The sequence below is a fragment of the Streptosporangium sp. NPDC023615 genome (assembly GCF_040640155.1).
Taxonomy (GTDB): Bacteria; Actinomycetota; Actinomycetes; order Streptosporangiales; family Streptosporangiaceae; genus Streptosporangium.
The window spans coordinates 251,992-276,378 of record NZ_JBFABE010000001.1; the positions used below are offsets into that span (position 1 = coordinate 251,992).

Sequence of the window (24,387 nt, forward strand, 5' to 3'; positions counted from 1 at the left end):
CACGCGGGAAGGGCGGCACCGAACGCGGTTCTGTGGACAGGCCGCCGCAAGGAGGGGTTCGTGATTCAAGACCATGTTCGTGAGCTGGCCGCCGAGCTGGGGATCACGGTGTCACCCCTCCGGGTGAGCGGGGACGATCCGGTGCTGCCCTCGGTCTTCCGGGTGGGGACGGCCGCCGCCATCGCGGTCGGAGCCGCCACGGCGGCGGTCGCGGCCCTCCGGGGTGACGGGAGCGAGGCCGCGGTGGACGTGCGGGAGGCGGCGGTGGCCTTCCGGGACGAGCGCCATCTCAGGATCGACGGGGTGGCCGTGGATATGTGGGCTCCCCTGTCGGGCGACTACCGGACCGCGGACGGCTGGGTCCGGCTGCACTGCAATTTCGATCATCATCGTGACGCCGCCCTGGCGGCACTGGCCCTACCGGCCGGCGCGGACACCGATGCCGTCGCTGGCGCCTGCGCCGGTCGTGGCGCCGTCGATATCGAGGAGGCGGTGACGGCGGCGGGAGGATGCGCAGCGGCCATGCGCGACCGCGCCGGGTGGCGGAGGCATCCGCAGTCCCGGGCGGTGGCCGCGTCGCCACTCGTCCGGCTGACCCGCATCGCCGGTCCCGATGGAGGCGAGATGAGGGACGGGGCCGCCGTGAGGGGCGGGGCCCGACCCGAAGGTGGGACCGAGACACAGGCCGAGACACGGGCCGAGACACGGGCCGAGACACGGGCCGAGAGGAGGGCCGGGGCGAGAGACGGGAGCGGGGTGGGAGACGGGAGCGGGGCGAGGAACAGGGGTGAACGGGCGCTGGAGGGGGTCCGGGTGCTCGACCTGACGAGGGTGCTCTCCGGGCCCTACGCGACGCGGGTGCTGGCCTCGTACGGGGCCCGGGTGCTCAGGGTCGGGGCCGGGCACCTTCCCGAGGTGCCCGGGGCGGTGATCGGTTCCGCCTTCGGCAAGCGCTCCTGTCACCTGGACCTCAGGACGCGGGAGGGAAGGGCGGGGTTGCGTGCCCTGGTGGCCGGGGCGGACGTGTTCGTGCAGTCGTACCGGCCGGGAGCGCTGGAGGCGCTCGGGTTCGGCCACCGGGAACTGGCGGGGATCAGACCCGGGATCGTTTGCGTGGACATCTCGGCGTACGGGCGGCAGGGTCCGTGGGCGGGCAGGCGCGGGTTCGACAGCCTGGTGCAGATGGCCTGCGGTATCGCCCACGAGGGTGGTGACGGCTCGCGGCCGTGCCCGCTGCCCGCCCAGGTCCTCGACCACGCCACCGGATACCTGGCGGCCTTCGGCGCGGTGGCCGCGCTGATCCGCCGCTCCGCCGAGGGAGGATCCTGGCGGGTGGAGCTCTCCCTGGCCCGGACCGCGCACTGGCTGGACGGTCTGGGCCGCGTCGACGGCGCGGCCACACCCGAGCCGGACGTCACCGATCTGCTGCAGGAGACGGAGAGCGTCTTCGGCCGCCTCACCGGCCTGCGGCCCCCGGGGACGGTCGGGGGGAGGTCGCCGTACTGGTCGAGCCCGCCACCCCGGCAGGGAGAGCACCCGCCCGCCTGGTGGTGAGCCGACCGGGGTGGCGCGTCCGTCACGTCCGCCGGGGCGGGCTCGCGCCGGGATGGGCTCGCGCCGGGATGGGCTCGCGTCGGGGCGGCCGGATGTGACCCGCCGCTTCCACCGGCCCCGTCCCGGCCCGGAAGGGGGCGCCCACACCGTCGGGGACGCCGGGAGGTCACGGCACGCGCGGTGCCGAGAAGTGGCGGAGCGGGGAGAGCAGGATCCAGCCGGTCGCGGTCAGCACCCCGGCCGCGGAGATCCAGAACACCGGGCGCAGCCCCAGCACCTCGCCGGCCAGGCCACCGCCGAGCCCTCCCAGGGTGACGACTCCCTGGATCATGAACGACTGCGTGGCGTTGACCCGGCCGCGCAGCTCGGCGGGGGCCTCGCGCAGGGTGATGGTGCCCATGCAGATGGAGAAGGCCACGACGCCGAGGCCGGAGATCACCGCGCTGGCGGCCAGGAACAGGAAACTGCGCAAGGGCGGCCCCGAGACCAGGGCGGTGGTCGCGAAGTCGATCGGGAAGAGCAGCGCTGCACCGGTCACGACGGCGTTCTCGCCGAACCGCCTGGTCAGTCGCGGTACGACGGCCGCGCCCAGCAGGCCGCCGACGCCGAAACAGACGGTGACCGCGCCGATCAGCCCCGCCGGCAGGTGCACCACGGTGAGGGAGTAGATCACGAACAGCGCCATGAAGGCGCCGCCGAAGAAGTTGATCGTGACCCCGGCGCCGCATAGCGCGCGCAGTACCGGGTTGCGGGCCACCGCGCCCAGACCCTCGCGGATCTCGGTCCACAGGCCGCGCGGGGGAGCCGGGACGTGGTTCTCCGGTGTCGCGATCGACCGGATCAGGAACGCCGAGGCCAGGAACGAGAGCGCGTCGACCAGGAGGGCGAACGGCGCGGTGATCAGCTGGACGAGCAGGCCGGCCAGGCCGGGGCCGCCGACGGTGGCCACGGCGAAGGCGGACTGGAAGCCCGCGAGCGCCTCGGTCCGCTGACCTTCGGGCACCACCGTGGCCAGGTGCGGGAAGCCGGCCGCCCTGAAGATCGCCGAGCAGGTGCCGACGACGAACGCCACCGCGACCAGCCAGGGGACGGTCAGCACGCCCACGGCCCAGGCCGCCGGAACGGTCGCCATGGCGAGCGCGGAGACCAGGTCGCAGCCGACCATGACCGGGCGGTGCCGTCTCAGCCGGTCGGCGAGGGCCCCGGCCTGGAGACCGAACAGCAGGTGGGGCAGCGAGGTCGCGGCGGTGAGCACGCCCATCTGGGCCGGGGAGGCGCCCAGCAGGGCGGCGGCGGTCAGCGGCACGGCCAGGCGGGAGATCTCGGTGCCGGTCTCGGTGACGGCGCGGGCGGTGAACAGCAGCCGGTAGTCGCGCTGCCTCCTGAGCGGTACGGGGCGGCCGGCGGGGGGCGCGGGGTCCTCCGGGCTCCGGGAGACCCGCCGGAATGTCTGAAGGAAATGCTTCATAACTGTGAAGGTAATCCTTCATAGTTGTGAAGACAACCCTTCACATCTGGAGTGGGTACGGTCTGCACATGACCGAGGTGCCGAAGCGCAAGTCCCTCACCGACCCCACGGCGATGCGCGCGCTGGCGCATCCCGCGCGGCTCGCGATCCTGAACCGCCTCCAGGCCGAGGGGCCCTGCACCGCGACCGAGATGGCCGAGGTGGTCGGGGTCACGCCCAGCGCGGCCAGTTACCACCTGCGGATGCTCGCCAAGTACGGCTTCGTCGAGGACGCGCCCGATCGCGGTGACGGCAGGGAGCGCCTGTGGCGCTCCAGCGGGTCGGGCCTGAGCGTCAGCCCCGACCCCGACGACGGACCGGACGTCCGGGCCGCCAAGGAGTTCCTCATCAAGGCGTTCCGGGACCAGGCGGCGGACGAGGCCACCCGGGGGCTGGAGGCCCTGGAGCGGGACTCCAGGGAGTGGCGGGAGGCCGCGTTGTTCAACCGAGCCGTCCTGCTGGTCGACGCCGAGGAGCTGAGGCGGCTGAACGAGCGGATCGACGAGCTGCTCGCCCCCTACAAGACCGCGGTCAGGGACCGGGCGGACGCCCCCGCCGGCGCCAGGGTCGCCGAGGCTCAGGTCAGCCTCTTCCCGCGCGCCCGGCGGCGCCCGCACGGCATCCCCAGGGACGCCTGACCCTGCCCGCGCGGCACGCGCCGTATGTCCGGTGACGCCCGGTCCGCCGTGCGCCTCCCGGAGGGCCCCGCACCCGCGCGCGGCCTCCCCGAGCCGCCCGGGGGCACGTACGGCCTGTTCCCGGGGATCGGGCCCGCTCGGGCGTCACCCGCGCGGGCCGGGCCGGCCCGGAGGTCACGGGTCAGGGGGAGGCCCGGTTGCGGGTACACTTTTTGATGGCCTGTGAGTCACGGGCCGACTTCGCATGCCCCGTCGAGAACCGCGGTCCCTTCGGTCCGGGTGAGAACCCGGGCGGGTCCGGTGCGGGGCATCAGGGCGACGGCCGCTGGCCGTCGCGTCCAACCGAGAACCGCGCCCAGCGATGGGCGCCCCGACCTGGAGGACAATCACATGTCCACCCCCGTCGTCACCATGCGACAGCTGCTCGAGAGCGGCGTGCACTTCGGCCACCAGACCCGGCGCTGGAACCCGAAGATGAAGCGCTTCATCTTCACCGAGCGCAACGGCATCTACATCATCGACCTTCAGAAGTCGCTGGCCTTCATCGACCGGGCCTACGACTTCGTCAAGGAGACCGTCGCGCACGGCGGCACGATCATGTTCATCGGCACGAAGAAGCAGGCCCAGGAGGCCATCGCCGAGCAGGCCGCCCGCGTCGGGATGCCCTACGTCAACCAGCGCTGGCTGGGTGGCATGCTCACCAACTTCTCCACCGTGCACAAGAGGCTCCAGCGCCTGAAGGAGCTGGAGGAGCTCGACTTCGACAACGTGGCCGCCTCCGGGCTCACGAAGAAGGAGCTCCTCATGCGCCGCCGGGAGAAGGAGAAGCTCGAGCGCACCCTGGGCGGCATCCGCGACATGTCCCGGATCCCCAGCGCGGTGTGGGTCGTCGACACCAAGAAGGAGCACATCGGGATCAGCGAGGCCCGCAAGCTCCACATCCCGGTCGTGGCCATCCTCGACACCAACTGCGACCCCGACGAGGTCGACTACCCGATCCCGGGTAACGACGACGCCATCCGCGCCGTCGGCCTGCTGACCCGCGTCGTCGCAGACGCCGTCGCCGCCGGCCTGATGGCCCGCGCCGGCGCGAACCGCGGCGGCGACGACAAGCCGGCCGTCGCCGGTGGCGCCGAGCCGCTGGCCGAGTGGGAGCAGGAGCTGCTGACCCGCAGCGACGAGAGCGCCCCCGCCGAGACGGCCCCGGCCGCCGAGGCCGGGACCGACGAGGCTCCCGAGAGCACCGAGGCCCCCGCCGGGACCGACGAGGCCCCCGCGGAGACCGCCGAGACCCCCGCCGAGGCCACCCCGGCCGCCGAGGGCGACGCCGACGGTGCCGAGAACACCGAGAAGCAGGCCTAGTTCCTCCTCGTACGGCCCCGGTGGCCGTACGACCCGCACGACCCTTCCGGGTGGGTGCCGCCCAGTCGGGGGCACCCACCCGATCCACGACGATTCCCACGAGGAAAAGACAATGGCTTCCGTGAACATGGCCGACGTCAAGCGGCTTCGTGAGCTGACCGCCGCCGGCATGATGGACTGCAAGAAGGCTCTCGAGGAGTCCGAGGGCGACTTCGACCGCGCGGTCGAGCTCCTCCGTCTCAAGGGAGCCAAGGACGTCGGCAAGCGTGAGGCCCGCACCGCCTCCAACGGCCTGGTCGCCCTCAAGCAGGACGGCGACTCCGCCGCGGCGCTGCTGGAGCTCAACTGCGAGACCGACTTCGTCGCCAAGGGCGAGCGTTTCCAGGAGCTCGCGGCCCAGGTCGTGGCGCACGTCCTGGCCTCCCGTCCGGCCGACGTGCCCGCGCTGCTCGAGTCCGACCTCGACGGCAGGACCGTCAAGGCGCACCTGGACGAGGCCAACGCCGCGCTCGGTGAGAAGATCGAGATCCGCCGGTTCGCCGTGCTCGAGGGCGGCTTCATCGGCTCCTACATGCACAAGACCGACCCCCAGCTCCCCCCGGCGGTCGGTGTGCTCGTGCAGCTCGACACCGCCAGCGCCGACGTCGCCAAGGACATCGCGCAGCACGCCGCCGCGATGGCCCCCAAGTACCTCAGCCCCGCCGAGGTCCCGGCCGACGTCGTCGAGAAGGAGCGCGCGCTCTTCGAGGAGATGACGCGCGACGAGGGCAAGCCCGAGGCCGCCATCGGCAAGATCGTCGACGGCCGGATCAACGGCTGGTACAAGGACTTCACCCTCCTGGAGCAGTCCTTCGTCAAGGACAGCAAGAAGTCCGTGGCGAAGTTCGCGGACGAGAGCGGCGTGAAGGTCCAGGCCTTCGTCCGTTTCAAGGTCGGCCAGGCCTAGTCCCAGAGGGGTCCTGACAGGTCCCCGACATCCGCTCTCACAGGAGCCCGAACGAGGAGGCCGCCGTCGTGCAGGAGAATCCAGGACCCGCTACGCCGGCGGTTTCTTCGTATCCGGACCCGCTCCGCTGGAAGCGGGTGATGTTGAAGCTGTCGGGTGAGGCGTTCGCCGGCGGCGAGCCGCTGGGCATCGACCCGGGCGTCGTCGGGCACCTCGCCGACTCGATCGCCGAGGCCGTGCGCGGTGGCGTCCAGGTCTCGGTGGTGGTGGGCGGCGGGAACATGTTCCGCGGCGCCGCCATGGCCGAGCGCGGCATGGACCGCGCGAGAGCCGACTACATGGGCATGCTCGGCACGGTCATCAACTGCCTGGCCCTCCAGGACTTCCTGGAGAAGCGGGGCGTCGACACCCGCGTCCAGACGGCGATCACCATGCAGCAGGTCGCCGAGCCGTTCCTGCCCCGCCGGGCCATCCGCCACCTGGAGAAGGGCCGCGTGGTCATCTTCGGGGCGGGGCTCGGCTCACCGTTCTTCTCCACCGACACCTGCGCCGCGCAGCGGGCGCTGGAGATCGGCGCCGAGGCGCTGCTCAAGGGCACCCAGGTGGACGGCGTCTACGACGCCGACCCTCGCAAGAACCCCGACGCCGTCCGGTTCGACCACCTCGAATACGGTGAGGTGCTGACCCGCGGTCTCGGGGTCATGGACGCGACCGCGATCAGCCTGTGCATGGACAACAGCCTGCCCATCGTGGTCTTCGACCTCATGGGCGAGGGCAACATCCTGCGGGCGGTGCGCGGTGAGAAGATCGGCACGCTGGTGAGCCCGGCGCGGTAGCGAGCCCCGAGGGCGGGCGGAGCGGCGTGAGCCGGAGTGGTGAGCGAGAAGACAGGATGCGAACCTGACGCAGCGAGCGGAGTGGTACGCGAGCCGTGAGGGCCCCGGGAGGGGCCGTCGCGGTGATGGCGTCCCGCGAAGTGCGTGAGGATGGGGAGTGACCGAGAAGACAGGGAGCCGCTGTGATCGACGAAACCCTCCTCGAAGCCGAGGAAAAGATGGACAAGGCCGTTTCGGTGGCGAAGGACGACTTCGCGGCCATCCGCACGGGCCGCGTCACCCCGTCGATGTTCAACAAGATCAGCGCTGAGTACTACGGGACGCCCACCCCCATTCAGCAGCTCGCCTCGTTCCACGTGCCCGAGGCGCGCATGGTCATCATCCAGCCGTTCGACAAGAGCTCGATGGCCGCGATCGAGAAGGCGATCCGCAACTCCGACCTGGGGGTGAACCCCGGCAACGACGGAGCCGTGATCCGGGTCGCCTTCCCCGAGCTGTCGGAGGAGCGCCGCAAGGAGTACATCAAGGTCGCCAGGAACAAGGCGGAGCAGTCCAAGGTCTCGGTCCGCAACATCCGTCGCAGCGCCAAGGAGACCCTGGACAAGATGGTCAAGGACGCCGAGGCCGGCGAGGACGAGGTCCGGCGGGCCGAGAAGGAACTCGACGACCTGACCCAGAAGCACGTCGCCAAGATCGATGAGCTGCTCAAGCACAAGGAAGCCGAGCTTCTCGAGGTCTGAGCCATGGTCCTTGTCCCGCGCGGGCCGTCCGTGCGGGACAGGGATTTTGTGCGTGTAGGAAAGTAGGACCCCTGTGGAACCCGTGGCGGGCAGTAGCCGTACCGGCCGGAACCTCCCCGTCGCGGTGGCGGTGGGACTCGCTCTGGCGGCGGTCATCATCCTCTCCCTCTACTTCGTAAAGGTGCTCTTCCTCGCGGTGGTGATCGCGGCGGTGGGCATCGGTGTGACCGAGCTGGTCCGGTCGTTCGAGGTCAGGGGCATCACCGTGCCGCTGGTCCCCGTGCTGGGCGCCATGGCCGCCATGCTGGTCGCCGCGTACTGGGGCGCGGAGCTGACCGGCTCCCCCTGGGGCGGGGCCGCCTTCCTGGTCGGCGTCTTCGCGATGGCCGTGCTGGTGCTGATGATCTGGCGGATGTTCAAGGGCACCGAGAACTACGTCCGCGACATCACCGCGACGATCCTGGTCGTCGTCTATCCCTCGCTGCTGGCCGGGTTCGTCGCGCTGCTGCTGGCCGACCCGGACGACGGCCCGGGGCGGGTGGTGGTCTTCATCGCCACCACGGCCGCGAGCGACATCGGCGGCTACTTCGCAGGGATATCGCTGGGCAGGCACCCGATGGCACGGGTGATCAGCCCCAAGAAGACCTGGGAGGGCTTCGCCGGGTCGGCGCTCGCCTGCATGGCGGTGGGCGGGTGGCTGGTGTCGTGGCTCCTGCAGGAGGAGATCTGGAAGGGCGTCCTGATCGGCGCGGTGGTGGTGGTCTTCGCGACCCTCGGCGACCTGGTCGAGTCGGTGATCAAGCGTGATCTCGGCGTGAAGGACATGGGCAGCGTGCTGCCCGGCCACGGCGGCATGATGGACCGCCTCGACTCGATGGTGGCCGCGCTGATCCCCGTGTGGGTGCTGCTCACGCTGCTGGTGTGAGCCTCGCGGGGCGGCGGGTCAGCCGGGGCCGGTGAGCCGGGTCGCGGACAGCCCGCCGAGCACCGCCCGGTGCCCCTCGGCCGAGACCAGGTCCAGCTCGCCGGGGGTGAGGGGGACGAGCCAGAGCCACCGCACGGGGTCCCCGCCGAACGAGAAGCCCGACATGTCGGGCAAGCCGGGCAGGTCGTCGAGCATGATGACGCCACCGTAGGCGGAGCCGAGCGGGAACGTCTCGGGCCGGTGGTACCACCGGGCGGTGTGGCCGTGGCCCAGCCAGGTGACCGCGTGCCAGGGATACTGCCCCAGCCACAGGAAGAGCCGGGCGGCGTCGCGGGCGTCCCCGGGGGTGGCGACGGCGAGCTCCACCCGGGCACGGGCGTCGGGCCGGTCGACGTACTGCTCCACGGTGGGCATCCGCTGGCAGCTCATCCCGACCGTGGACAGGATCGTGTGCCCCCTGCCCCGTTCGGGCGGGCGTTCGGTGATCCCCACGGTGGGCATCCGCTCTCCTCCGGCGTCCCAGAACCTGCCGGCCGTGCCGACCGCGCGGTCCAGGTGGCCCATCACGAACTGCTGGAAGGTGGCCCAGGCGCCGTCGCCGCCGCGCCACTCCCAGTAGGAGCGGGCCTGGGCGATCCGGGGGGCCAGGCCGTCGTGGGCCTCCTGCAGGGACCAGGCGAACGGGGACTCGCCGAGGGCGTCCCTGGCGTAGCCGGGCATCCCCCTGCTCATGTCCGCCCAGCCCGGAATGACCGCGAGCAGGTCGTCGTTCTCGTACAGGGCGACGCCGTCGCCCTCCTCGAACCACAGGGCCCGCAGCGCGCCCAGGGGGCCTCTGCCGCCGGGGTGGCGGGTGTGGGCCCGGGGGACGACCGGGGACAGCCCGGAGGTCAGGCGGGCCGAATCGATCGTGTCCGGGGCCGGGCCGTGGTTGGCCAGCCAGACGGCTCCGTGCACCGTTCCGCGCGGCCCGCACAGGTAAGCTACCGAGGAAGTGTCGTCGCGTTCGACCACCAGGGTGCGGCTCCCGTAGGGATTGACGTCGGTGAGTATGACCTCGACGCCGTCTCCCCGCTCTCCCGTAGGGCGGTTTGTCGCCATATCTTCGGACTTTAGATCACGGTCGGGCCCGCTTCGAGTGTTCGCGTAATCGTGGAGAGAAGGCGTTGGACTTGTCGAGTGTCAGCCCGTCCGGGACCCCCGTACCCGGCCAGCTCACCTTCGTGGCGCCGCGCCGGGCCAAGCCCGCCCGCCACCTGGCCGATCTGACCATGGCCGAGCGCCGGGCGGCCGTCGCCGAGCTGGGTGAGAAGCCCTTCCGGGCCGACCAGCTCTCCCGGCACTACTTCGAGAGGCTCACCGGCGACCCGGAGCTGATGACGGACCTGCCGGCCGCGGCCAGGGAGAAGTTCGCCGCGGCGTTCTTCCCCACCCTGCTGACCCCGGTCCGGGAGATGACCACCGACGCGGGCACCACCCGCAAGACGCTGTGGCGGCTCTTCGACGGCGCGCTGGTCGAGTCGGTCCTGATGCGCTACACCGACCGTACGACCATGTGCGTGTCCTCGCAGGCGGGCTGCGGCATGAACTGCCCGTTCTGCGCCACCGGGCAGGCGGGCCTGACCCGCAACATGACCACCGCCGAGATCGTCGAGCAGGTCGTCGCCGGAGCACGGGCGCTCGCGGCCGGTGAGGTCCCCGGCGGCCCCGGACGGGTCAGCAACGTGGTGTTCATGGGCATGGGCGAGCCGCTGGCCAACTACAAGGCGGTGATCGGGGCCGTCCGCCGGATGGTCGAGCCCGCTCCCGACGGCCTGGGCATCTCCGCCCGCGGCGTCACCGTCTCCACGGTCGGCCTGGTCCCGGCGATCGGCAAACTCGCCGCGGAGGGCCTGCCGGTCACGCTGGCGCTCTCGCTGCACGCCCCCGACGACGAGCTGCGCGACACCCTGGTGCCGATCAACACCCGCTGGAAGGTCGCCGAGGTCCTCGACGCGGCCTGGGACTACGCGGCGAGGACCAAGCGGCGGGTCTCCATCGAGTACGCGCTGATCAAGGACATCAACGACCAGGAGTGGCGGGCCGACCTGCTCGGCAAGCTGATCAAGAACAAGCTGGTGCACGTCAATCTGATCCCGCTCAACCCGACCCCGGGTTCGAAGTGGACGGCCTCCCGCCCGGAGGACGAGCGGGCCTTCGTCCGGCGCCTGGAGTCCCACGGGGTGCCGGTGACGGTCCGCGACACCCGGGGCCGCGAGATCGACGGCGCCTGCGGCCAGCTCGCCGCCGCCGAGTAGTTCCGGGTGCCGCCTGGCCCGGCGGGTCATGTGCTACGCGGCCGGCGGGGCCGTTTCGGGCAGGGCGGGCAGGGCGGGGCGGGCAGGGCTCTGACCGACACGCGGGTAAGCGCCAGGCCGCACAGCAGCACCGCGACGAGCTGGCCGAGGCTGACCGCCGCCATGGTGCGGGTGGCCGGATCGACGGTGTCGATGGTCAGGTAGGCGACGTGGGCGAGCGTCACCGGCACCGACAGGATGGCCAGTGCCAGAGGCGGCGAGGGGTCACGCCCGCCCGGGACCCGCGGGCGCCTTCCCAGGCAGATCGCGCTCGCGACCAGGAAGGCCAGGCAGGCCGTTCCCGAGTTGCTCAGCCACGGCCACACCCATGACCACAGTCGCCAGTCGACGCTCTCCGACATTCCCAGTGAGCCGAGGGCGCTCGTGATCACGTATAGGGGGACGCCGGTGACGACGGGCAGGGCGGCCGCCCACCGGGGGAGGCGTGGGGGCGGCGCGTCGCGGTGGAACCCGGCCACCAGGGCCAGGGCGGGCACCGCGAACAACAGACCGTGCACGACGGCGTCGCCGGTCCCCGGCCCGCCCTGGAGGAGGGGGGCGTAGAACGACGCGAGGGCGAGCAGGGCCAGGACCTTCGCGGCGCGCGGGCGGCCGCGCGCGAGCGTGACGAAGACCGCGATCCACAGCAGGTGGCCGATCGTCCACGCGGCCTGCGAGACCCACTCCGCGGACCAGATCTCGCCGCCGACGACCGGCCGGCCGGTGCTCCAGGAATCCAGCACGGCGTACAGGAGCCAGGCGCAGCTCACCGTCGCGTGGAAGAGCAGCCCGAGCACGGCCACCAGGCGGACCGCCCGGCCCCAGGCGATGAAGCGGGGCGCCGCGCCCGCACCGCCCAGCCGTACCCGCAGCGACAGGGCGGCCACGCTGGCGATCTCCGACCAGCGCGGCCGGGGGTTGTCGGCGTCGGAGAGACCGGACGACCCCTCCAGGAAGGCGCCGACCATCTCCTCCTCCCGCCCGGCGCGGTAGGAGGCGGGCAGCAGGCGCAGCACGTTCCGGTAGCGATCCTCCAGAAGGCTCACGCCATCCCCCCCGCGTGCCGGACGCGCAGCCGCTCGCGCGCGCTCCTGACGTTCTCGGCCAGCCGGGCGGCCTCCGCCTCCAGGGCCCGTGCCCCGGACTCGGTGAGCCGGTAGTAGCGGCGCAGCCGCCCCTGCCGGGCCTCCTCCCGGTCCAGCGCCACCAGCTCCTCGGCGGCCAGCCGGTCCAGCACCCCGTACAGGGTGCCGATCTTCAACTCCACCCGTCCTCCTGACAGCTTCCCGACCTCCTGCACGATCCCGTAACCGTGCAGTGGTGCGTCGACCAGTGCGGTGAGGACGAGGAACGCCGGTTCCGTCATCGTCCGTTGGCTCATGGGCGCACTATATCCTGTTGAACAGGATATAAGGTCGTGGGGCCATCGAGAATCCTGGACCTTCCAGGGCACGTCCTCGCTGACCTGGCGTCAGGGAATCGGCCACGAAGCGGCCATCCTGTCAGCCGGCCCGCGACCGTTCTGTCGGCGACCCGGCGACCGTTCTGTCGGCGAACCCGCGGTGTGTCATGCTTGCCCCATGGTCAGCGACTCACGGACGCCTCTCGGGAGGGTCCTTCCGCGACGCACGGAGCAGGCCGTCGAGGAGGCTCTGGCCGACACCCGTGTCACCCTCGTGACGGGGGCACGCCAGTGCGGCAAGAGCACCCTGGTCCGGCCCCTGGCCAAGGAGCGCGCGGGAGAGTGGCGCACCTCGACGCCCCCGCTGTCCGTCAGGCCGCGATCACTGACCCCACCGGTTTTGTGGAGTTCCCCGAACTCATGGTCATCGACGAGATCCAGCGTGCCCCGGAATTGCTGCTCGCCATCAAGGAGCAGGTGGACACCGATCCGAGGCCCGGCCGCTACCTGCTGACAGGATCGGCGCGTGTACTCGGGCTCCGGACGCTTCCCGACGCCCTGCCCGGCCGGATGGAGACCATTGAGCTGTGGCCGTTCTCGCAGGGGGAGATCGACGGAGGGGCCGACGGATTCGTGGACGCGCTCTTCGCTGAGCGCGACGATCTTCGTCACACGTCCGATCTCAGCCGCATCGAGTATGCGGAACGACTGGTCCGGGGCGGTTTCCCCGAGGAGGTCTCCCGCTCCAACGCCCGCAGGCGGAAGCGGTTCCTCGACGCGTACGTCGCGGATCTCATCGCGCGTGACGTGAGCCGGTTGGCGGAGATCGAGCGGACGGCGGAGATGCGGGCCCTGATCCGGCTGCTGGCCGCCAGGTCAGGCCAGTTACTGGTCCCGGGATCCCTGGGCAGCGGGATCGGGCTCTCCGTGAGCACGATCCATCGATACCTGGGGCTGCTGGAGGAGGTCTTCCTGATCAAACGGATTCCCGCCTGGTCGCGCAATCTCGGGGGACGTGCGATCGGGACGTCCAAGACGGCCTTCGTCGATTCCGGTATCGCGGCCAACCTCCTGGCCGCCGACGCCAGGAGCCTGGTGCGTCCCGAGGGTGTCTTCGGTCCGCTTCTGGAGGGCTTCGTCCTGATGGAGCTGGCTCGCCAGCTCACCTGGTCGGACGAGCGCGTGGAACTGTTCCACTACCGGACCAAGGACAAGGTGGAGGTCGACGCCGTCCTGGAGAACCGCCGGGGGCTGGTGGTTGGCATAGAGGTGAAGGCGTCGTCGACGGTGCGGCCGGACGATTTCAAGGGGTTGCGGCATCTGGCGGCCCGCCTCGGCGACGACTTCGCGGTGGGGATCGTCCTCTACACGGGAACGCGGACGCTCCCGTTCGGCGACCGGATGCGAGCGATGCCGGTGAGCGCCCTGTGGGAGGTCGCCGCTCCGCGCGGGTGAGCGCCCGGCCGATCCGTTCATAGCGGGTCGACGACCCTCTCGGCGTCCGTGTCGGACGCCCACGGGTTCGCTCAGGGGTTCAGGCGGCGGAGGCGCGCGTACAGGGCGAGGCTCGCGACGGTCCAGAAGAGGGTGGCCGCGGAGATGGGCAGCAGGACGGTGCCGAGCAGGCCGGAGTTGGCGGCGCGCATCCAGGGCATGATCGGCACCGCGAGCCGGCCCACCGGGGTGAGGCTGATCAGCAGGAGCGCGACGTAGCCCCCGAACAGGACGAGCATCGAGACGGCCGGGGACGCCAGGATCGGACGGCTGGTCAGGGCACCCAGGGCCGTCCCGGTGCTCAGGCCGAGCAGGTGCAGCGCGATGCCGCCCGCCAGGTCGGCGGACACCGGCATGACGGCGAAGCCGTGGATCAGGGGGAGGCCGACCGCGATCGCCGCGAGGCCGAGGTTGACGATCAGCGCGGCGAGCAGTCCGGCGCCGATCTCGCGGCCGGGTCTCCCGGCGGCCGTCATGGAGATCAGCCGCTGGGTCGGGGGCTCGGTGTCGAGCAGTCCCCGGGCGGCCCAGGCGAAGACGAGGATGAGCAGCCCGGCCGAGTCGGCGTAGGCGGCGAGCTCCTTGCCGGGCGGGGTGAGCGTGGAGTAGAAGATCACCAGCATCGCGAACAGCCCGATCATCGGCTGGAGCAGCCGGTGCGACCGGGCGTAGGCCGCGAGCTTGAAGCGTACGAGGTGGATCACGACGACCGCCTGACGGTGTGCTCGCCGGACCGCCTGACGGTGTGGCCGTCGGCGCGGAGTTTCTGCTCGATCTCGTCGGCGTCGTCCACGTCCACGATCACCTCGATGATCACCTGCCGGGTCGGGCCCGGGGAGGTCTCCCGGACGGCCTCCCGGGCTCCGGCCGCGATCTCGCAAGCCGTGCCCCTGTCAGCCGTGATCCCGTCGGTCGTCACCCTGCCGGTCGTGATCTGGCCGGTCGTGACCTCGCTGTCCGCGACGAGCCAGTGCTCGGCGCCGGGGAAGTCCGTCAGTTGTTTCTGGTGGTCGCTGACCACGACCGTCCCGCCGCGTCCGGCGATCTCCTTGATGATCATGGGGAGCTCGGTGCGGGTCTGCTCGTCCAGTCCGGCGAAGGGTTCGTCCAGGATCAGCAGATCCGGCGGTGCCAGCAGCGACTGGATGATCCCGACCTTCTGCGCGCTGCCCTTGGACAGGTCGCCGAGCGGCTGGCCGAGCAGGTGGGCCGCGTTCAACCGCCCCGCCAGGTTCACGGCGGAACCGGCGGGGACGCCCCGGATCCTCGACATGTGCGCCAGGTAGTCGGCGACGATGAACGGCTGGTCGACGGGGAAGACGTCGGGGGCGTAGCCGACGACACCGGGGCGCTCGGCGATCGTCCCCCGGGACGGCGGGACGAACCCGGCGAGCAGCCGCAGCAGGGTCGACTTCCCGGCACCGTTACGGCCCGTGACCTCGATCACGGAACCCGGCCGGAGGTCGAGCTCGACGTCCTTCAGGATCCAGGGACCTCGGCGTGAGTATCGGAAGGACACCCGGGAGAGCCGCATGGGTGACCACTTTATCCGGATCGTTTCTTCGTCGCAGGAATCCTTCCCTTTTGGTGATCACTCGCTTTTACCGGGCGATCCCCTCCAGAATGGAAGCCATCGGGTGAGAGGCGAAAGGGTGCGGGATTGAACCGCTTTCCACGGGTTCTCGGAGTGCGTACGGGATACGACCCCGATCAGGTGGATCTGCTGATCCGCCGGATCGAGGGCACCCTCGGCAGGGGCTCCCTGGAAGGGGAGCCGATCACCGCGGACGAGATCCGCGACGCCCGTTTCCGCACGAAGCTGGGCGGCTACAACGAGGTCGCCGTCGATTTCGCGCTTGAGGCGTTCATCGTCGCGATCGAGACGCGACAGACCTCCCGGGCCGCCCGGGTTTCCCCGGCCGCTCAGACGGTTCAGGACGCACAGGGGCCGGTTCGCGTGGAGAGGCACGAGGGCCCGGTCGGGCGGGTGCCCGTCGGCCGGGGTACCGGACCGGTCGGACCGGTCGAACGGGAGCCCGGCGGGTGGTATCCGGAGCCGTCGCAGCGGGAGCCGGCCAGGTGGCCGCAGAAGCCGGTCGGGCATGACCCGGAGCAGGAGGGGTGGAGCCCGGAGCCCGGCGGGTATCCGGGGTCGGCCGCGCCTCGGGAGCCGGTCGGATACGCCGAGCCCGGCGCGTACGCCGAGCCCGGCGGATACGCCGAGCCGGTCGGACATCCGGATGCCGTCGAGCACCCGGGGGACGAGAAGCCGCCGGAGGTCACCGGGCCGGGTGACGCCGAGGAGCACGCCGCCCGGATCGAGCGGGCCGCGTTCCGGCCGGGACGTCTCGGCATGGGCTACCGGGAGGAGGAGGTCGACGCCTTCCTCGACCGGGTCGTGGCCACCCTGCGCGGCACCACCGACCGTCCCCTCAGCGCCGATGACGTGCGCGAGGCCAGGTTCGCCACGGTGATGCTGAGGCCGGGGTACGCGGTCGCCGAGGTCGACGAGTTCCTGGCCGACCTGGCCGGTGTCATGGACAACCACATCGGCCGGTGAGCGCGAGCCGGCGGGAACGAGCCGGTGGACGCGTGCCGGTCGGTGTGAGCCGGTCGGCGCGGACCGGCGGGCGCGGGCACCGTCCGGGTCGCCGGAGAGGGAGGGCCCCGGAAGGTCAGCGGGTGCCCCAGGAATAGGTCTGCTTGTGCAGCTTGAGGTAGACGAAGGTCTCGGTGGCGCGCACCGTGGGGATGGCGCGGATCTTGCCGAGGATCTCCAGGAGGTGCTGGTCGCTCTCGCAGACCACCTCGACCATGACGTCGAGCGACCCGGCGGTCAGCACGACGTAGTCGATCTCCTTGATCGCCGACAGCTCGTCGGCGACCGTCTCCAGGTCGCCCTCGCACTTGATGCCGATCATCGCCTGGCGGGAGAAGCCGAGGGTGAGCGGGTCGGTCACCGCGACGATCTGCATGACCCCCGCGTCCAGGAGGCGCTGGACGCGCTGGCGTACGGCGGCCTCGGAGAGCCCCACGGCCTTGCCGATGGCGGCGTACGCCTTGCGCCCGTCGGCCTGGAGCTCCTCGATGATCCGCTTGGACAGCTCGTCGAGGACGACGGGGCCTGGCCGTGCGTCGTTCTCGCGGCGTACCTTGGGCGGCGTCGTCATCCGAGCTCCCTGGCGTCATGGTGCTGGCCTGTTGCCGCCACGTTGCGGCTCCGATGCGACATGGTGCCAGTTCCGGCACTTCTGTCAAGGGATTTCGTAGCAATTTGGTATCTTAACAACGAAATCCCTTGTCGCGGCCTTTTCTTCTCTGTAAGAGTCGCGACGAATCAGCCCCGATCACTAGGAGGCCGACGGTGTCCACCCCGGTTGATCTGCCCCGCCTGCGGAATCACATCGACGGCGAGCTCGTGGAGTCCAGGAGCGGCCGATTCTCCGACGTCATCGACCCCTGCACCGGAGAGGCGTACCTCCGGGCCCCCGTCTCGGGGCAGGAGGACGTGGACGCCGCCTACGCCGCCGCGTCCGCCGCTTTCGAGGGGTGGAGCCGCATCACCCCGGGCGAGCGCGCCAACCTGCTGCTGAAGGTGGCCGACGCCGTCGAGGCGCGGGCGGAGGAGCTGAACGAGGCCGAGTGCCGCAACACCGGCAAGCCGCGCGCCCGGATGGCCGAGGACGAGACCCCGGTCGCCGCCGACCACTTCCGCTTCTTCGCGGGTGCCGCGCGCACCCTGGAGGGCCCCACCTCGGGCGAGTTCCTCGCCGACCACACCTCCGTGATCAGGCACGAGCCGATCGGGGTGGTGGGCCAGGTCACGCCGTGGAACTACCCGATGATGATGGCGGTGTGGAAGATCGCCCCGGCGCTGGCCGCGGGCAACACCGTGGTGCTCAAGCCCTCCGACACCACCCCGGTCTCCACCGTCAAGCTGGCCGAGATCATCGGTGAGGTCCTGCCGAAGGGCGTGTTCAACGTCGTCGTCGGCGACCGGGAGACCGGCGCGCTGGTCGTCGGCCACCCGGCCGCGTCGATGGTCGCGATCACCGGCTCGGTCGGCGCCGGCATGGCCGTGGCCCGCAGCGCCGCCGAGGACGTCAAGCGGGTCCACCTGGAGCTGGGCGGCAAGGCCCCCGTCGTGGTGTTCGACGACGTCAAGGACCTCAAGGCCGCCGCCGGGACGATCGCCACCGCGGGGCTGTACAACGCGGGCCAGGACTGCACCGCGGCCTGCCGCGTGCTGGTCCACGAGAGCGTCCACGACGAGTTCACGGCCGCGCTCGTCGAGGCCGCGGCGGGCACCGTGACCGGCGACCTCGGTGACGAGGAGGCGCTGTACGGGCCGCTCAACAACGCCGACCAGCTCGCGAAGGTCAGCGGCTTCCTGGAGCGCGTCCCGGGCCACGCCAAGGTCCTGACCGGCGGCTCCCGGGTCGGCGAGAAGGGCTACTTCTTCGCCCCCACCGTCGTCGACGGCCTGCGGCAGGACGACGAGATGGTGCAGGACGAGGTGTTCGGGCCGGTCATCACCGTGCAGACCTTCTCCGACGAGGCCGACGCGATCGCCAAGGCCAACGGGGTCCGCTACGGCCTGTCGGGCTCGGTGTGGACCTCCGACCACGGCCGGGCGATGCGGGTGTCGAACCGGCTGGACTTCGGCGTGGTGTGGGTCAACACCCACATCCCGTTCGTCTCGGAGATGCCGCACGGCGGTTTCAAGCACTCCGGTTACGGCAAGGACCTGTCGGTTTTCGGTCTGCACGACTACCTTCGCGTCAAGCATGTGATGCACTACATCGGCGAATAGCCGTGAACAGAGGGATAAGCCTGGAATGACCGAAACTCAGGCGGGCACGGGGGCGGCCGAGGCCGCCCCCGGCCCGCCCACCGTGCCCGCGATCGAGCTCGACGGGGTCGTCAAGGAGTACGTCTCCCGCGGCGAGGTCGTCCAGGCGGTCGGCGGCGTCACCCTGAGCATCGTCGAGGGGGAGTTCTTCTCCCTCCTCGGCCCCTCGGGCTGTGGCAAGACCACCACCATGCGCATGATCGCCGGGTTCGAGGACCCCTCGCGCGGCACCGTGCGGCTGCACGGCCAGGACGTCACCGGGGTGCCGCCCAACCGGCGCGACGTCAACATGGTCTTCCAGTCCTACGCGCTGTTCCCGCACATGAACGTCTGGGAGAACGTCGCCTTCGGGCTGCGGCGCAAGCGCGTCCCCGCCCCCGAGATCAAGCACCGGGTCGGCGAGATCCTGGAGATCGTGGACCTCACCGGCCGGGAGAGGCGCCGGCCCAGGGAGCTGTCCGGCGGCCAGCAGCAGCGGGTCGCGCTGGCCCGCGCCCTGGTCAACCGGCCCCGGGCGCTGCTGCTGGACGAGCCGCTGGGCGCGCTGGACCTCAAGCTGCGCCAGGCCATGCAGATCGAGCTCAAGCGCATCCAGCGCGAGGTCGGCATCACGTTCGTGTACGTCACCCACGACCAGAGCGAGGCGCTCACGATGAGCGACCGCATCGCGGTCATGAACGACGGCGCGGTCGAACAGCTCGGCACCCCCCGGGAGATCTACGAGCGTCCCGCCACGGCATTCGTGGCCGGGTTCATCGGAACGTCCAACCTGCTCGGCGGCACCGTGGACGTCCTGCGGGACGGTTTCGCGGTCCTGAGGCTGGGGGAGGACGACCACGTGCTCGCCGAGGCCGGATCGTTCCACGCCGGGGAGCCGATCGCGATCACGGTGCGCCCGGAGAAGATCACGATCGCCACCGGCAGGCCCGCCGGGGACCTGAGCGTGGTCCGGGGCGTCGTCTCGGAGGTGGTCTACCTCGGCCTCTACACCAGCTACACGGTCCGCCTGGCCCACGGGGCAGAGGTGACCGTGTTCCAGCAGAACGCCCTCGACAGCGCGAGTACGGCGGAGCGTGGCGACTCCGTCTGGCTGTCGTGGCAGCCGCACCACTCGTACGCGATCGGAAGTTGAGCCTGTTATGGACCCCCGCACGAACCCCGCCTTCCTGCGAGGCATGACGCAGAGCCGCTCCGTCACCCGCCGTGACGCCCTCCGCCTGGGCGGGCTGTCGGCCGCCGGCCTCGCCCTCGCCGCCTGCGGGGTGGAGGGCAAGAGGGTGGCACCGCCCGCGCGGGACGCCGTCGCGGAGTACTGGGCCTCCAAGAGGAAGAACGGGACGCTGCGCTTCGCCAACTGGCCGCTCTACATCGACAAGGACGGCAAGCGGTACCCGTCGCTGGAGATGTTCACCGCCGACACCGGCATCAAGGTGACCTACCAGGAGGCCATCCAGGACGTCGGCACGTTCTTCGGCAAGGTCCAGCCGCTGCTGGCCGCCGGGAACGACATCGGCTACGACCTGATGGTGCTGACCAACGGCTTCCAGCTCAACCGGGCCATCGCGCTGGGCTACCTGGTGCCGCTGGACCACTCCAAACTGCCCAACTTCGCCGCCAACGCGAGCTCCGCGGTCAAGGACCCGGCCTGGGACCCGAACAACACCCACACGATCCCCTGGACGGTCGGTGTGACGGGCATCGCCTACAACCCCAAGTACGTGGACAAGGTCACGAGCATGGCCGACCTGTGGAACCCCAGGTACAAGGGCAAGATCGGCATGATGCTCGACACCCAGGAGGCCGCCAACTTCGGCATGTTCGCCCTGGGCATCGACCCCGACGCCTCCACCGAGGCCGACTGGAAGAAGGCCGGGGCCAAGCTCAAGGAGCAGCGCGACGCGGGCCTGGTGCGCAAGTACTACGAGAACGACTACGTCGACGCCCTCGCCCGGGGCGACATCTGGATCACGATGGCCTGGTCGGGCGACATCTTCCAGCAGGTCGCCGAGGGCAAGGACCTCAGGTTCGTGGTGCCCGAGGAGGGCGGCACGATCTGGACCGACAACATGTGCATCCCCAAGACCGCGCAGAACCCGGTCGACGCGCTGACGCTGATGGACTACGTCTACCAGCCCAAGATCGCCACGATGCTGGTGGAGTACATCAACTACATCACCCCGGTCACCGCGACCAGGGAACTGGTCCTGGCCGACGCCGACAAGGCCACGGGCGAGAAGAAGGCGTCGCTGAAGCAGATCGCCGAGAGCCCGCTGATCTTCCCCTCCGAGGCGGACATGGCCAAGCTGCGCTCGTACAAGACGCTGACCACGGCGCAGGAGAAGGTCTTCCAGGACATCTTCCAGCCGATCACGCAGGGCTGACGGAGGCCCGCCCGTGAAACGTCTCACCCCCTACCTCCTCATCCTGCCGGGCGGTCTGTGGCTGGCGATCTTCCTGGTGGTGCCGATGGTCTTCATGGCCTCGGTCTCCCTGCAGGAGGGCGACTCGCTCAACGGGTTCGTCCAGACCTTCAACGTCGGCATCTACGGCGACGTGCTGGCCCAGTACCGCACGCAGTTCCTGCGCTCGGCCGGGTACGGCCTGATCGGCACGCTGATCGCCGTCGTGCTGGCCTACCCGATGGCCTACTGGATCGCGTTCAAGGGGGGCGAGCGCAAGTCCACCTACCTGCTGCTGGTGCTGCTGCCGTTCTTCGTCTCGTTCGTGCTGCGCACGGTGTCGTGGAAGTTCCTGCTGGCCGACGACGGCATGGTGCTGGCCCCGCTGAAGTCGGCGGGGCTGCTGCCCGACGACTTCCACGTGCTCCAGACGACCACCGCGGTGGTCGGCGGCCTCGTCTACAACTACCTGCCGTTCATGATCCTGCCGATCTACGTCGCGCTGGAGCGGGTCGATCCCAAGGTGATCGAGGCCGCCCAGGACCTGTACGCGGCGAGGAGGCAGGCGTTCACCAGGATCGTGCTGCCGCTCTCGCTGCCGGGCGTGTTCGCCGGGGTGCTGATGACGTTCGTCCCGATGACCGCCGACTACGTCAACGCCAGCATCCTCGGCGGCCCGGACAACACCATGATCGGCAACATCATCCAGGTCGAGTACCTGACCAACGGCGACTACCCGACCGCCGCGGCGCTGTCGTTCGCGCTGATGGCGGCGATGCTGATCGGCATCTTCGCCTACGCCAGGGCGCTCGGCACCGAGAACGTCCTCGAGGCGGCGGCCCGATGAGCGCGCCGGCGATCGCGGGGACGAACGCCCGTCCCGCCGCGCGCGGCCGGTCGCGGCTCGGCGACCGCCTGCTCAAGGCCTACGTCTGGCTGATCCTCGCCTGGCTGTTCGTGCCGATCGCCGTCATGGTCGTCTTCGGCTTCAACGACACCCGCAGCAAGTCCAACGTGACCTGGCAGGGCTTCACCCTCAGGTGGTGGGGCCGACTGGACGAGTACCCGCAGATGATCGAGTCGGTCGTCAACTCCCTGCAGGTCGCCGCGCTCGTCACACTGATCACGACGGTGATCGGCACGCTCCTGGGCCTGGCCCTGGGCCGCTACCGGTTCCGCGGGCAGGGCGCCACCAACCTGGCGATGTTCGCCGCGATCGCCTCACCCGAGATCGTCATGGGCGCCTCGCTGCTGTCGCTGTTCATCAGCGCGGGCGTGAAGACCGGCTTCGCGACCGTCGTCGTCGCGCACGTGCTGTTCTCGCTGTCCTTCGTGGCGATCACCGTGCGCGCCCGGGTGATCGGGCTGGACCGGTCGATCGAGGAGGCCGCGCGCGACCTGGGCGCGTCCACCTGGACGACGTTCTGGCGGATCACCTTCCCGATGATCCTGCCCGGCGTCGTGGCCGGCGCGCTGCTGGCCTTCGCGCTCTCCATCGACGACTTCGTGATCACCCAGTTCACCAACGGCGCGCTCCAGACGTTCCCGCTGTGGATCTTCGGTGCCACCAGAAACGGGGTTCCCCCGCAGGTCAACATCGTCGGAACGCTTATATTCGCGGTAGGCGTCGCCATCGCTGTGATCAACTCGGTCACCGCGCGCCGCCGCACCTGACGGACGTCGAGCCCCGTGCCCCCACCGGACGGCACGGGGCCTCGGTGTACACGTGCTCCCGCGAGGGAGTCCCCGGCACGGAACAGGGAGGCGAGATCGGATTCAGGCGGGGGGAACCCGCGCGTGGTCCCCGCGACCACGCGACACACCTAAAGACATACTGACTCACGTAGGGAAGTGAGATCTGTGGATCCGCTGAAGGCTCTTGCTGACGCGGAGCGCAAGCCGTACTGGCTCGACAGTACGGCGAAACCGGAGCCGCTGCCGCGGCTCCTCGGTGACACGACGGCCGACCTGGCGGTGGTCGGCGGAGGCTTCTCGGGGCTCTGGGCGGCCCTGATGGCCAAGGAACGCGACCCGTCGCTGGACGTCGTCCTGCTGGAGGGGCGCCGGGTCGGATGGGCGGCGTCGGGCCGCAACGGCGGCTTCGCGATGGCCACGCTCACCCACGGCATCGCCAACGGGCTGGAGCGCTGGCCCGAGGAGATCGCCACGCTGGAACGCCTCGGCGTCGACAACCTCGACGAGATCGGCGAGGCCGTCGAACGGTACGGCATCGACTGCGGCTACCGGCGCACCGGCGAGCTGCACGTGGCCACCGAGCCGTGGCAGCTGGAGGAGATGAACCGGCACGTCGAGATCGCCCGCGAGATGGGCTCCCGCGTCGACGTCCTGGACACCGAGCAGGTCCGGGCGGAGGTGAACTCGCCCACCTACATCGGCGGCCACTGGGAGCGCGACGGCTGCGCCATGATCGACCCCGCCCGGCTGGCCTGGGGGCTCCGGCAGGTCTGCCTCTCGCTGGGCGTGCGCGTCTTCGAGCGCACGCCGGTACGGGCGATGAAGGACACCCCGACGAGCATGGACCTGATCACCCCGCACGGCACCGTCAGGGCGCGCAAGGTCGCCCTGGGCACCGGGGTGTTCCAGCCGCTGCTGCGGCGGCTGCGGCACTTCCTGGTGCCGGTCTACGACTACGCGCTGGTGACCGAGCCGCTCTCGGCCGACCGGCTCGCCTCGGTGGGCTGGCACAACCGGCAGGGCGTCGGGGACGCGGCCAACCAGTTCCACTACTACCGGCTCACCGACGACGACCGGATCCTGTGGGGCGGCTACGACGCGGTCTACTACAACGGCGGCATGATCAAGCCCGAGTACGAGCAGCGCGACGAGACCTTCGTCACGCTGGCCGAGCACTTCGCCACCACGTTCCCCCAGCTCGACGGGGTGCGCTTCACCCACCGGTGGGGCGGGGTGATCGACACCTGCAGCCGGTTCAGCGCCTTCTACGGCCGGTCGCACGGCGGGCGGGTCGCCTACGCCGCCGGGTACACCGGCATGGGGGTCGGCGCGACCCGGTTCGGGGCCAACGTCATGCTCGACCTGCTCGCCGGAGAGCGGACCGAGCGGACCGAGCTGCGGATGGTGAAGGAGAAGCCCGTGCCGTTCCCGCCCGAGCCGGTCCGCTCGGCCGGGATCCAGATGACGCGCTGGTCGATCGCCCAGGCCGACCTGCACCAGGGCCGGCGCAACCTGTGGCTGCGCACCCTGGACCGGATGGGCCTGGGGTTCGACTCCTAGCGCCGCCGGACGCGGTCGCCGGACGGTGTCCCGGAGCCCGGCCCCGGCCGGGGCCGGGACACCGCCTCGCCGCGGCCCGTGCCGCGGTGCCCGTGCCTGCGGTGCCTGCGGTGCCTGCGGTGCCCGTGCCCCGGTGACGTC

The 24,387-nt window shown here is 70.8% G+C and carries 23 protein-coding genes; 16 read left to right on the forward strand and 7 right to left on the reverse strand.

Translation table 11 applies throughout. From position 1 onward, the window contains the following. Nucleotides 1–60 precede the first annotated feature (60 nt). Nucleotides 61–1,554 (forward strand): CoA transferase, encoded by a 1,494-nt coding sequence (locus tag AB0G16_RS01135; RefSeq protein WP_362797060.1) that lies wholly within the window; start codon nucleotides 61–63, stop codon nucleotides 1,552–1,554. Nucleotides 1,555–1,720: 166 nt separating this feature from the next. Here AB0G16_RS01135 and AB0G16_RS01140 read toward each other — a convergent pair whose 3' ends face one another. Continuing rightward, nucleotides 1,721–3,022: an MFS transporter gene (locus tag AB0G16_RS01140; RefSeq protein WP_362797061.1), complete on the reverse strand. Its 1,302-nt coding sequence runs from the start codon at nucleotides 3,020–3,022 to the stop codon at nucleotides 1,721–1,723. A gap of 68 nt (nucleotides 3,023–3,090) precedes the next feature. Between AB0G16_RS01140 and AB0G16_RS01145 the strand changes: the two genes are divergently transcribed. The 6 genes from AB0G16_RS01145 (at nucleotide 3,091) to AB0G16_RS01170 (ending at nucleotide 8,508) form a co-directional block, all read left to right on the forward strand. Beyond that, on the forward strand, nucleotides 3,091–3,699 hold the full coding sequence (locus AB0G16_RS01145) for a metalloregulator ArsR/SmtB family transcription factor (RefSeq protein ID WP_362797062.1): 609 nt from the start codon (nucleotides 3,091–3,093) through the stop codon (nucleotides 3,697–3,699). Nucleotides 3,700–4,089: 390 nt separating this feature from the next. Continuing rightward, nucleotides 4,090–5,061, forward strand: a complete 972-nt coding sequence (rpsB, locus tag AB0G16_RS01150) for a 30S ribosomal protein S2 (RefSeq protein WP_362797063.1) — start codon at nucleotides 4,090–4,092, stop codon at nucleotides 5,059–5,061. 112 nt (nucleotides 5,062–5,173) lie between these two features. After that, a complete protein-coding gene (gene tsf, locus AB0G16_RS01155) occupies nucleotides 5,174–6,007 on the forward strand; it encodes a translation elongation factor Ts (RefSeq protein ID WP_362797064.1) in 834 nt (277 codons plus the stop codon). A gap of 140 nt (nucleotides 6,008–6,147) precedes the next feature. Further along, on the forward strand, nucleotides 6,148–6,843 hold the full coding sequence (gene pyrH, locus AB0G16_RS01160) for a UMP kinase (RefSeq protein ID WP_362797065.1): 696 nt from the start codon (nucleotides 6,148–6,150) through the stop codon (nucleotides 6,841–6,843). Nucleotides 6,844–7,025: 182 nt separating this feature from the next. Beyond that, nucleotides 7,026–7,583: a ribosome recycling factor gene (gene frr, locus AB0G16_RS01165; protein WP_362797066.1), complete on the forward strand. Its 558-nt coding sequence runs from the start codon at nucleotides 7,026–7,028 to the stop codon at nucleotides 7,581–7,583. 73 nt (nucleotides 7,584–7,656) lie between these two features. Continuing rightward, a complete protein-coding gene (locus AB0G16_RS01170; protein ID WP_362797067.1) occupies nucleotides 7,657–8,508 on the forward strand; it encodes a phosphatidate cytidylyltransferase in 852 nt (283 codons plus the stop codon). Between the two features lie 18 nt (nucleotides 8,509–8,526). Here AB0G16_RS01170 and AB0G16_RS01175 read toward each other — a convergent pair whose 3' ends face one another. Further along, nucleotides 8,527–9,609 (reverse strand): suppressor of fused domain protein, encoded by a 1,083-nt coding sequence (locus AB0G16_RS01175; RefSeq protein ID WP_362797068.1) that lies wholly within the window; start codon nucleotides 9,607–9,609, stop codon nucleotides 8,527–8,529. A gap of 71 nt (nucleotides 9,610–9,680) precedes the next feature. On the opposite strand from AB0G16_RS01175, the gene rlmN reads away from it, so the two are divergent. Then, complete coding sequence (gene rlmN / locus AB0G16_RS01180; protein ID WP_362797069.1) at nucleotides 9,681–10,805, forward strand: 23S rRNA (adenine(2503)-C(2))-methyltransferase RlmN; 1,125 nt, start codon at nucleotides 9,681–9,683, stop codon at nucleotides 10,803–10,805. A 26-nt stretch (nucleotides 10,806–10,831) separates the two neighbouring features. Here the strand turns inward: rlmN and AB0G16_RS01185 are convergent, their stop codons facing one another. Beyond that, nucleotides 10,832–11,890 carry a hypothetical protein gene (locus AB0G16_RS01185; RefSeq protein WP_362797070.1) on the reverse strand — a complete coding sequence of 353 codons (1,059 nt, stop codon included), beginning with the start codon at nucleotides 11,888–11,890 and terminating at the stop codon, nucleotides 10,832–10,834. Further along, entirely contained in the window at nucleotides 11,887–12,225 is a 339-nt protein-coding gene (locus tag AB0G16_RS01190; RefSeq protein WP_362797071.1) for a PadR family transcriptional regulator, read from the reverse strand. Before AB0G16_RS01190 ends, AB0G16_RS01185 begins: the two co-directional genes overlap by 4 nt. Nucleotides 12,226–12,588: 363 nt before the next feature. On the opposite strand from AB0G16_RS01190, the gene AB0G16_RS01195 reads away from it, so the two are divergent. Then, complete coding sequence (locus tag AB0G16_RS01195; protein ID WP_362797072.1) at nucleotides 12,589–13,701, forward strand: ATP-binding protein; 1,113 nt, start codon at nucleotides 12,589–12,591, stop codon at nucleotides 13,699–13,701. Between the two features lie 71 nt (nucleotides 13,702–13,772). On the opposite strand, the gene AB0G16_RS01200 is transcribed toward AB0G16_RS01195, so the two are convergent. Both AB0G16_RS01200 and AB0G16_RS01205 read right to left on the reverse strand, forming a co-directional pair. Next, nucleotides 13,773–14,444 carry a hypothetical protein gene (locus AB0G16_RS01200; RefSeq protein WP_362797073.1) on the reverse strand — a complete coding sequence of 224 codons (672 nt, stop codon included), beginning with the start codon at nucleotides 14,442–14,444 and terminating at the stop codon, nucleotides 13,773–13,775. After that, the gene (locus AB0G16_RS01205) at nucleotides 14,441–15,274 is read right to left on the reverse strand and encodes an ABC transporter ATP-binding protein (protein ID WP_362797074.1); all 834 of its coding nucleotides are present in this window, start codon (nucleotides 15,272–15,274) and stop codon (nucleotides 14,441–14,443) included. The genes AB0G16_RS01200 and AB0G16_RS01205 overlap by 4 nt, the downstream gene beginning before the upstream one ends. 180 nt (nucleotides 15,275–15,454) lie before the next feature. Here AB0G16_RS01205 and AB0G16_RS01210 point away from each other — a divergent pair, with 180 nt between their 5' ends. Further along, nucleotides 15,455–16,300 carry a DivIVA domain-containing protein gene (locus AB0G16_RS01210; RefSeq protein WP_362797075.1) on the forward strand — a complete coding sequence of 282 codons (846 nt, stop codon included), beginning with the start codon at nucleotides 15,455–15,457 and terminating at the stop codon, nucleotides 16,298–16,300. A gap of 115 nt (nucleotides 16,301–16,415) precedes the next feature. Here AB0G16_RS01210 and AB0G16_RS01215 read toward each other — a convergent pair whose 3' ends face one another. Then, entirely contained in the window at nucleotides 16,416–16,910 is a 495-nt protein-coding gene (locus AB0G16_RS01215) for an Lrp/AsnC family transcriptional regulator (RefSeq protein ID WP_362797076.1), read from the reverse strand. 194 nt (nucleotides 16,911–17,104) lie between these two features. On the opposite strand from AB0G16_RS01215, the gene AB0G16_RS01220 reads away from it, so the two are divergent. From AB0G16_RS01220 to AB0G16_RS01245, 6 genes are all read left to right on the forward strand, one after another. Continuing rightward, on the forward strand, nucleotides 17,105–18,553 hold the full coding sequence (locus AB0G16_RS01220; protein ID WP_362797077.1) for a gamma-aminobutyraldehyde dehydrogenase: 1,449 nt from the start codon (nucleotides 17,105–17,107) through the stop codon (nucleotides 18,551–18,553). 25 nt (nucleotides 18,554–18,578) lie between these two features. Continuing rightward, nucleotides 18,579–19,724, forward strand: a complete 1,146-nt coding sequence (locus AB0G16_RS01225) for an ABC transporter ATP-binding protein (protein ID WP_362797078.1) — start codon at nucleotides 18,579–18,581, stop codon at nucleotides 19,722–19,724. 7 nt (nucleotides 19,725–19,731) lie between these two features. Then, a complete protein-coding gene (locus AB0G16_RS01230) occupies nucleotides 19,732–20,973 on the forward strand; it encodes a spermidine/putrescine ABC transporter substrate-binding protein (protein WP_362797079.1) in 1,242 nt (413 codons plus the stop codon). Between the two features lie 13 nt (nucleotides 20,974–20,986). Then, a complete protein-coding gene (locus AB0G16_RS01235; protein WP_362797080.1) occupies nucleotides 20,987–21,838 on the forward strand; it encodes an ABC transporter permease in 852 nt (283 codons plus the stop codon). Then, entirely contained in the window at nucleotides 21,835–22,665 is an 831-nt protein-coding gene (locus tag AB0G16_RS01240) for an ABC transporter permease (protein ID WP_362797081.1), read from the forward strand. The genes AB0G16_RS01235 and AB0G16_RS01240 overlap by 4 nt, the downstream gene beginning before the upstream one ends. 186 nt (nucleotides 22,666–22,851) lie before the next feature. Beyond that, the gene (locus tag AB0G16_RS01245) at nucleotides 22,852–24,246 is read left to right on the forward strand and encodes an FAD-dependent oxidoreductase (protein ID WP_362797145.1); all 1,395 of its coding nucleotides are present in this window, start codon (nucleotides 22,852–22,854) and stop codon (nucleotides 24,244–24,246) included. The last annotated feature ends 141 nt before the right edge of the window (nucleotides 24,247–24,387 follow it).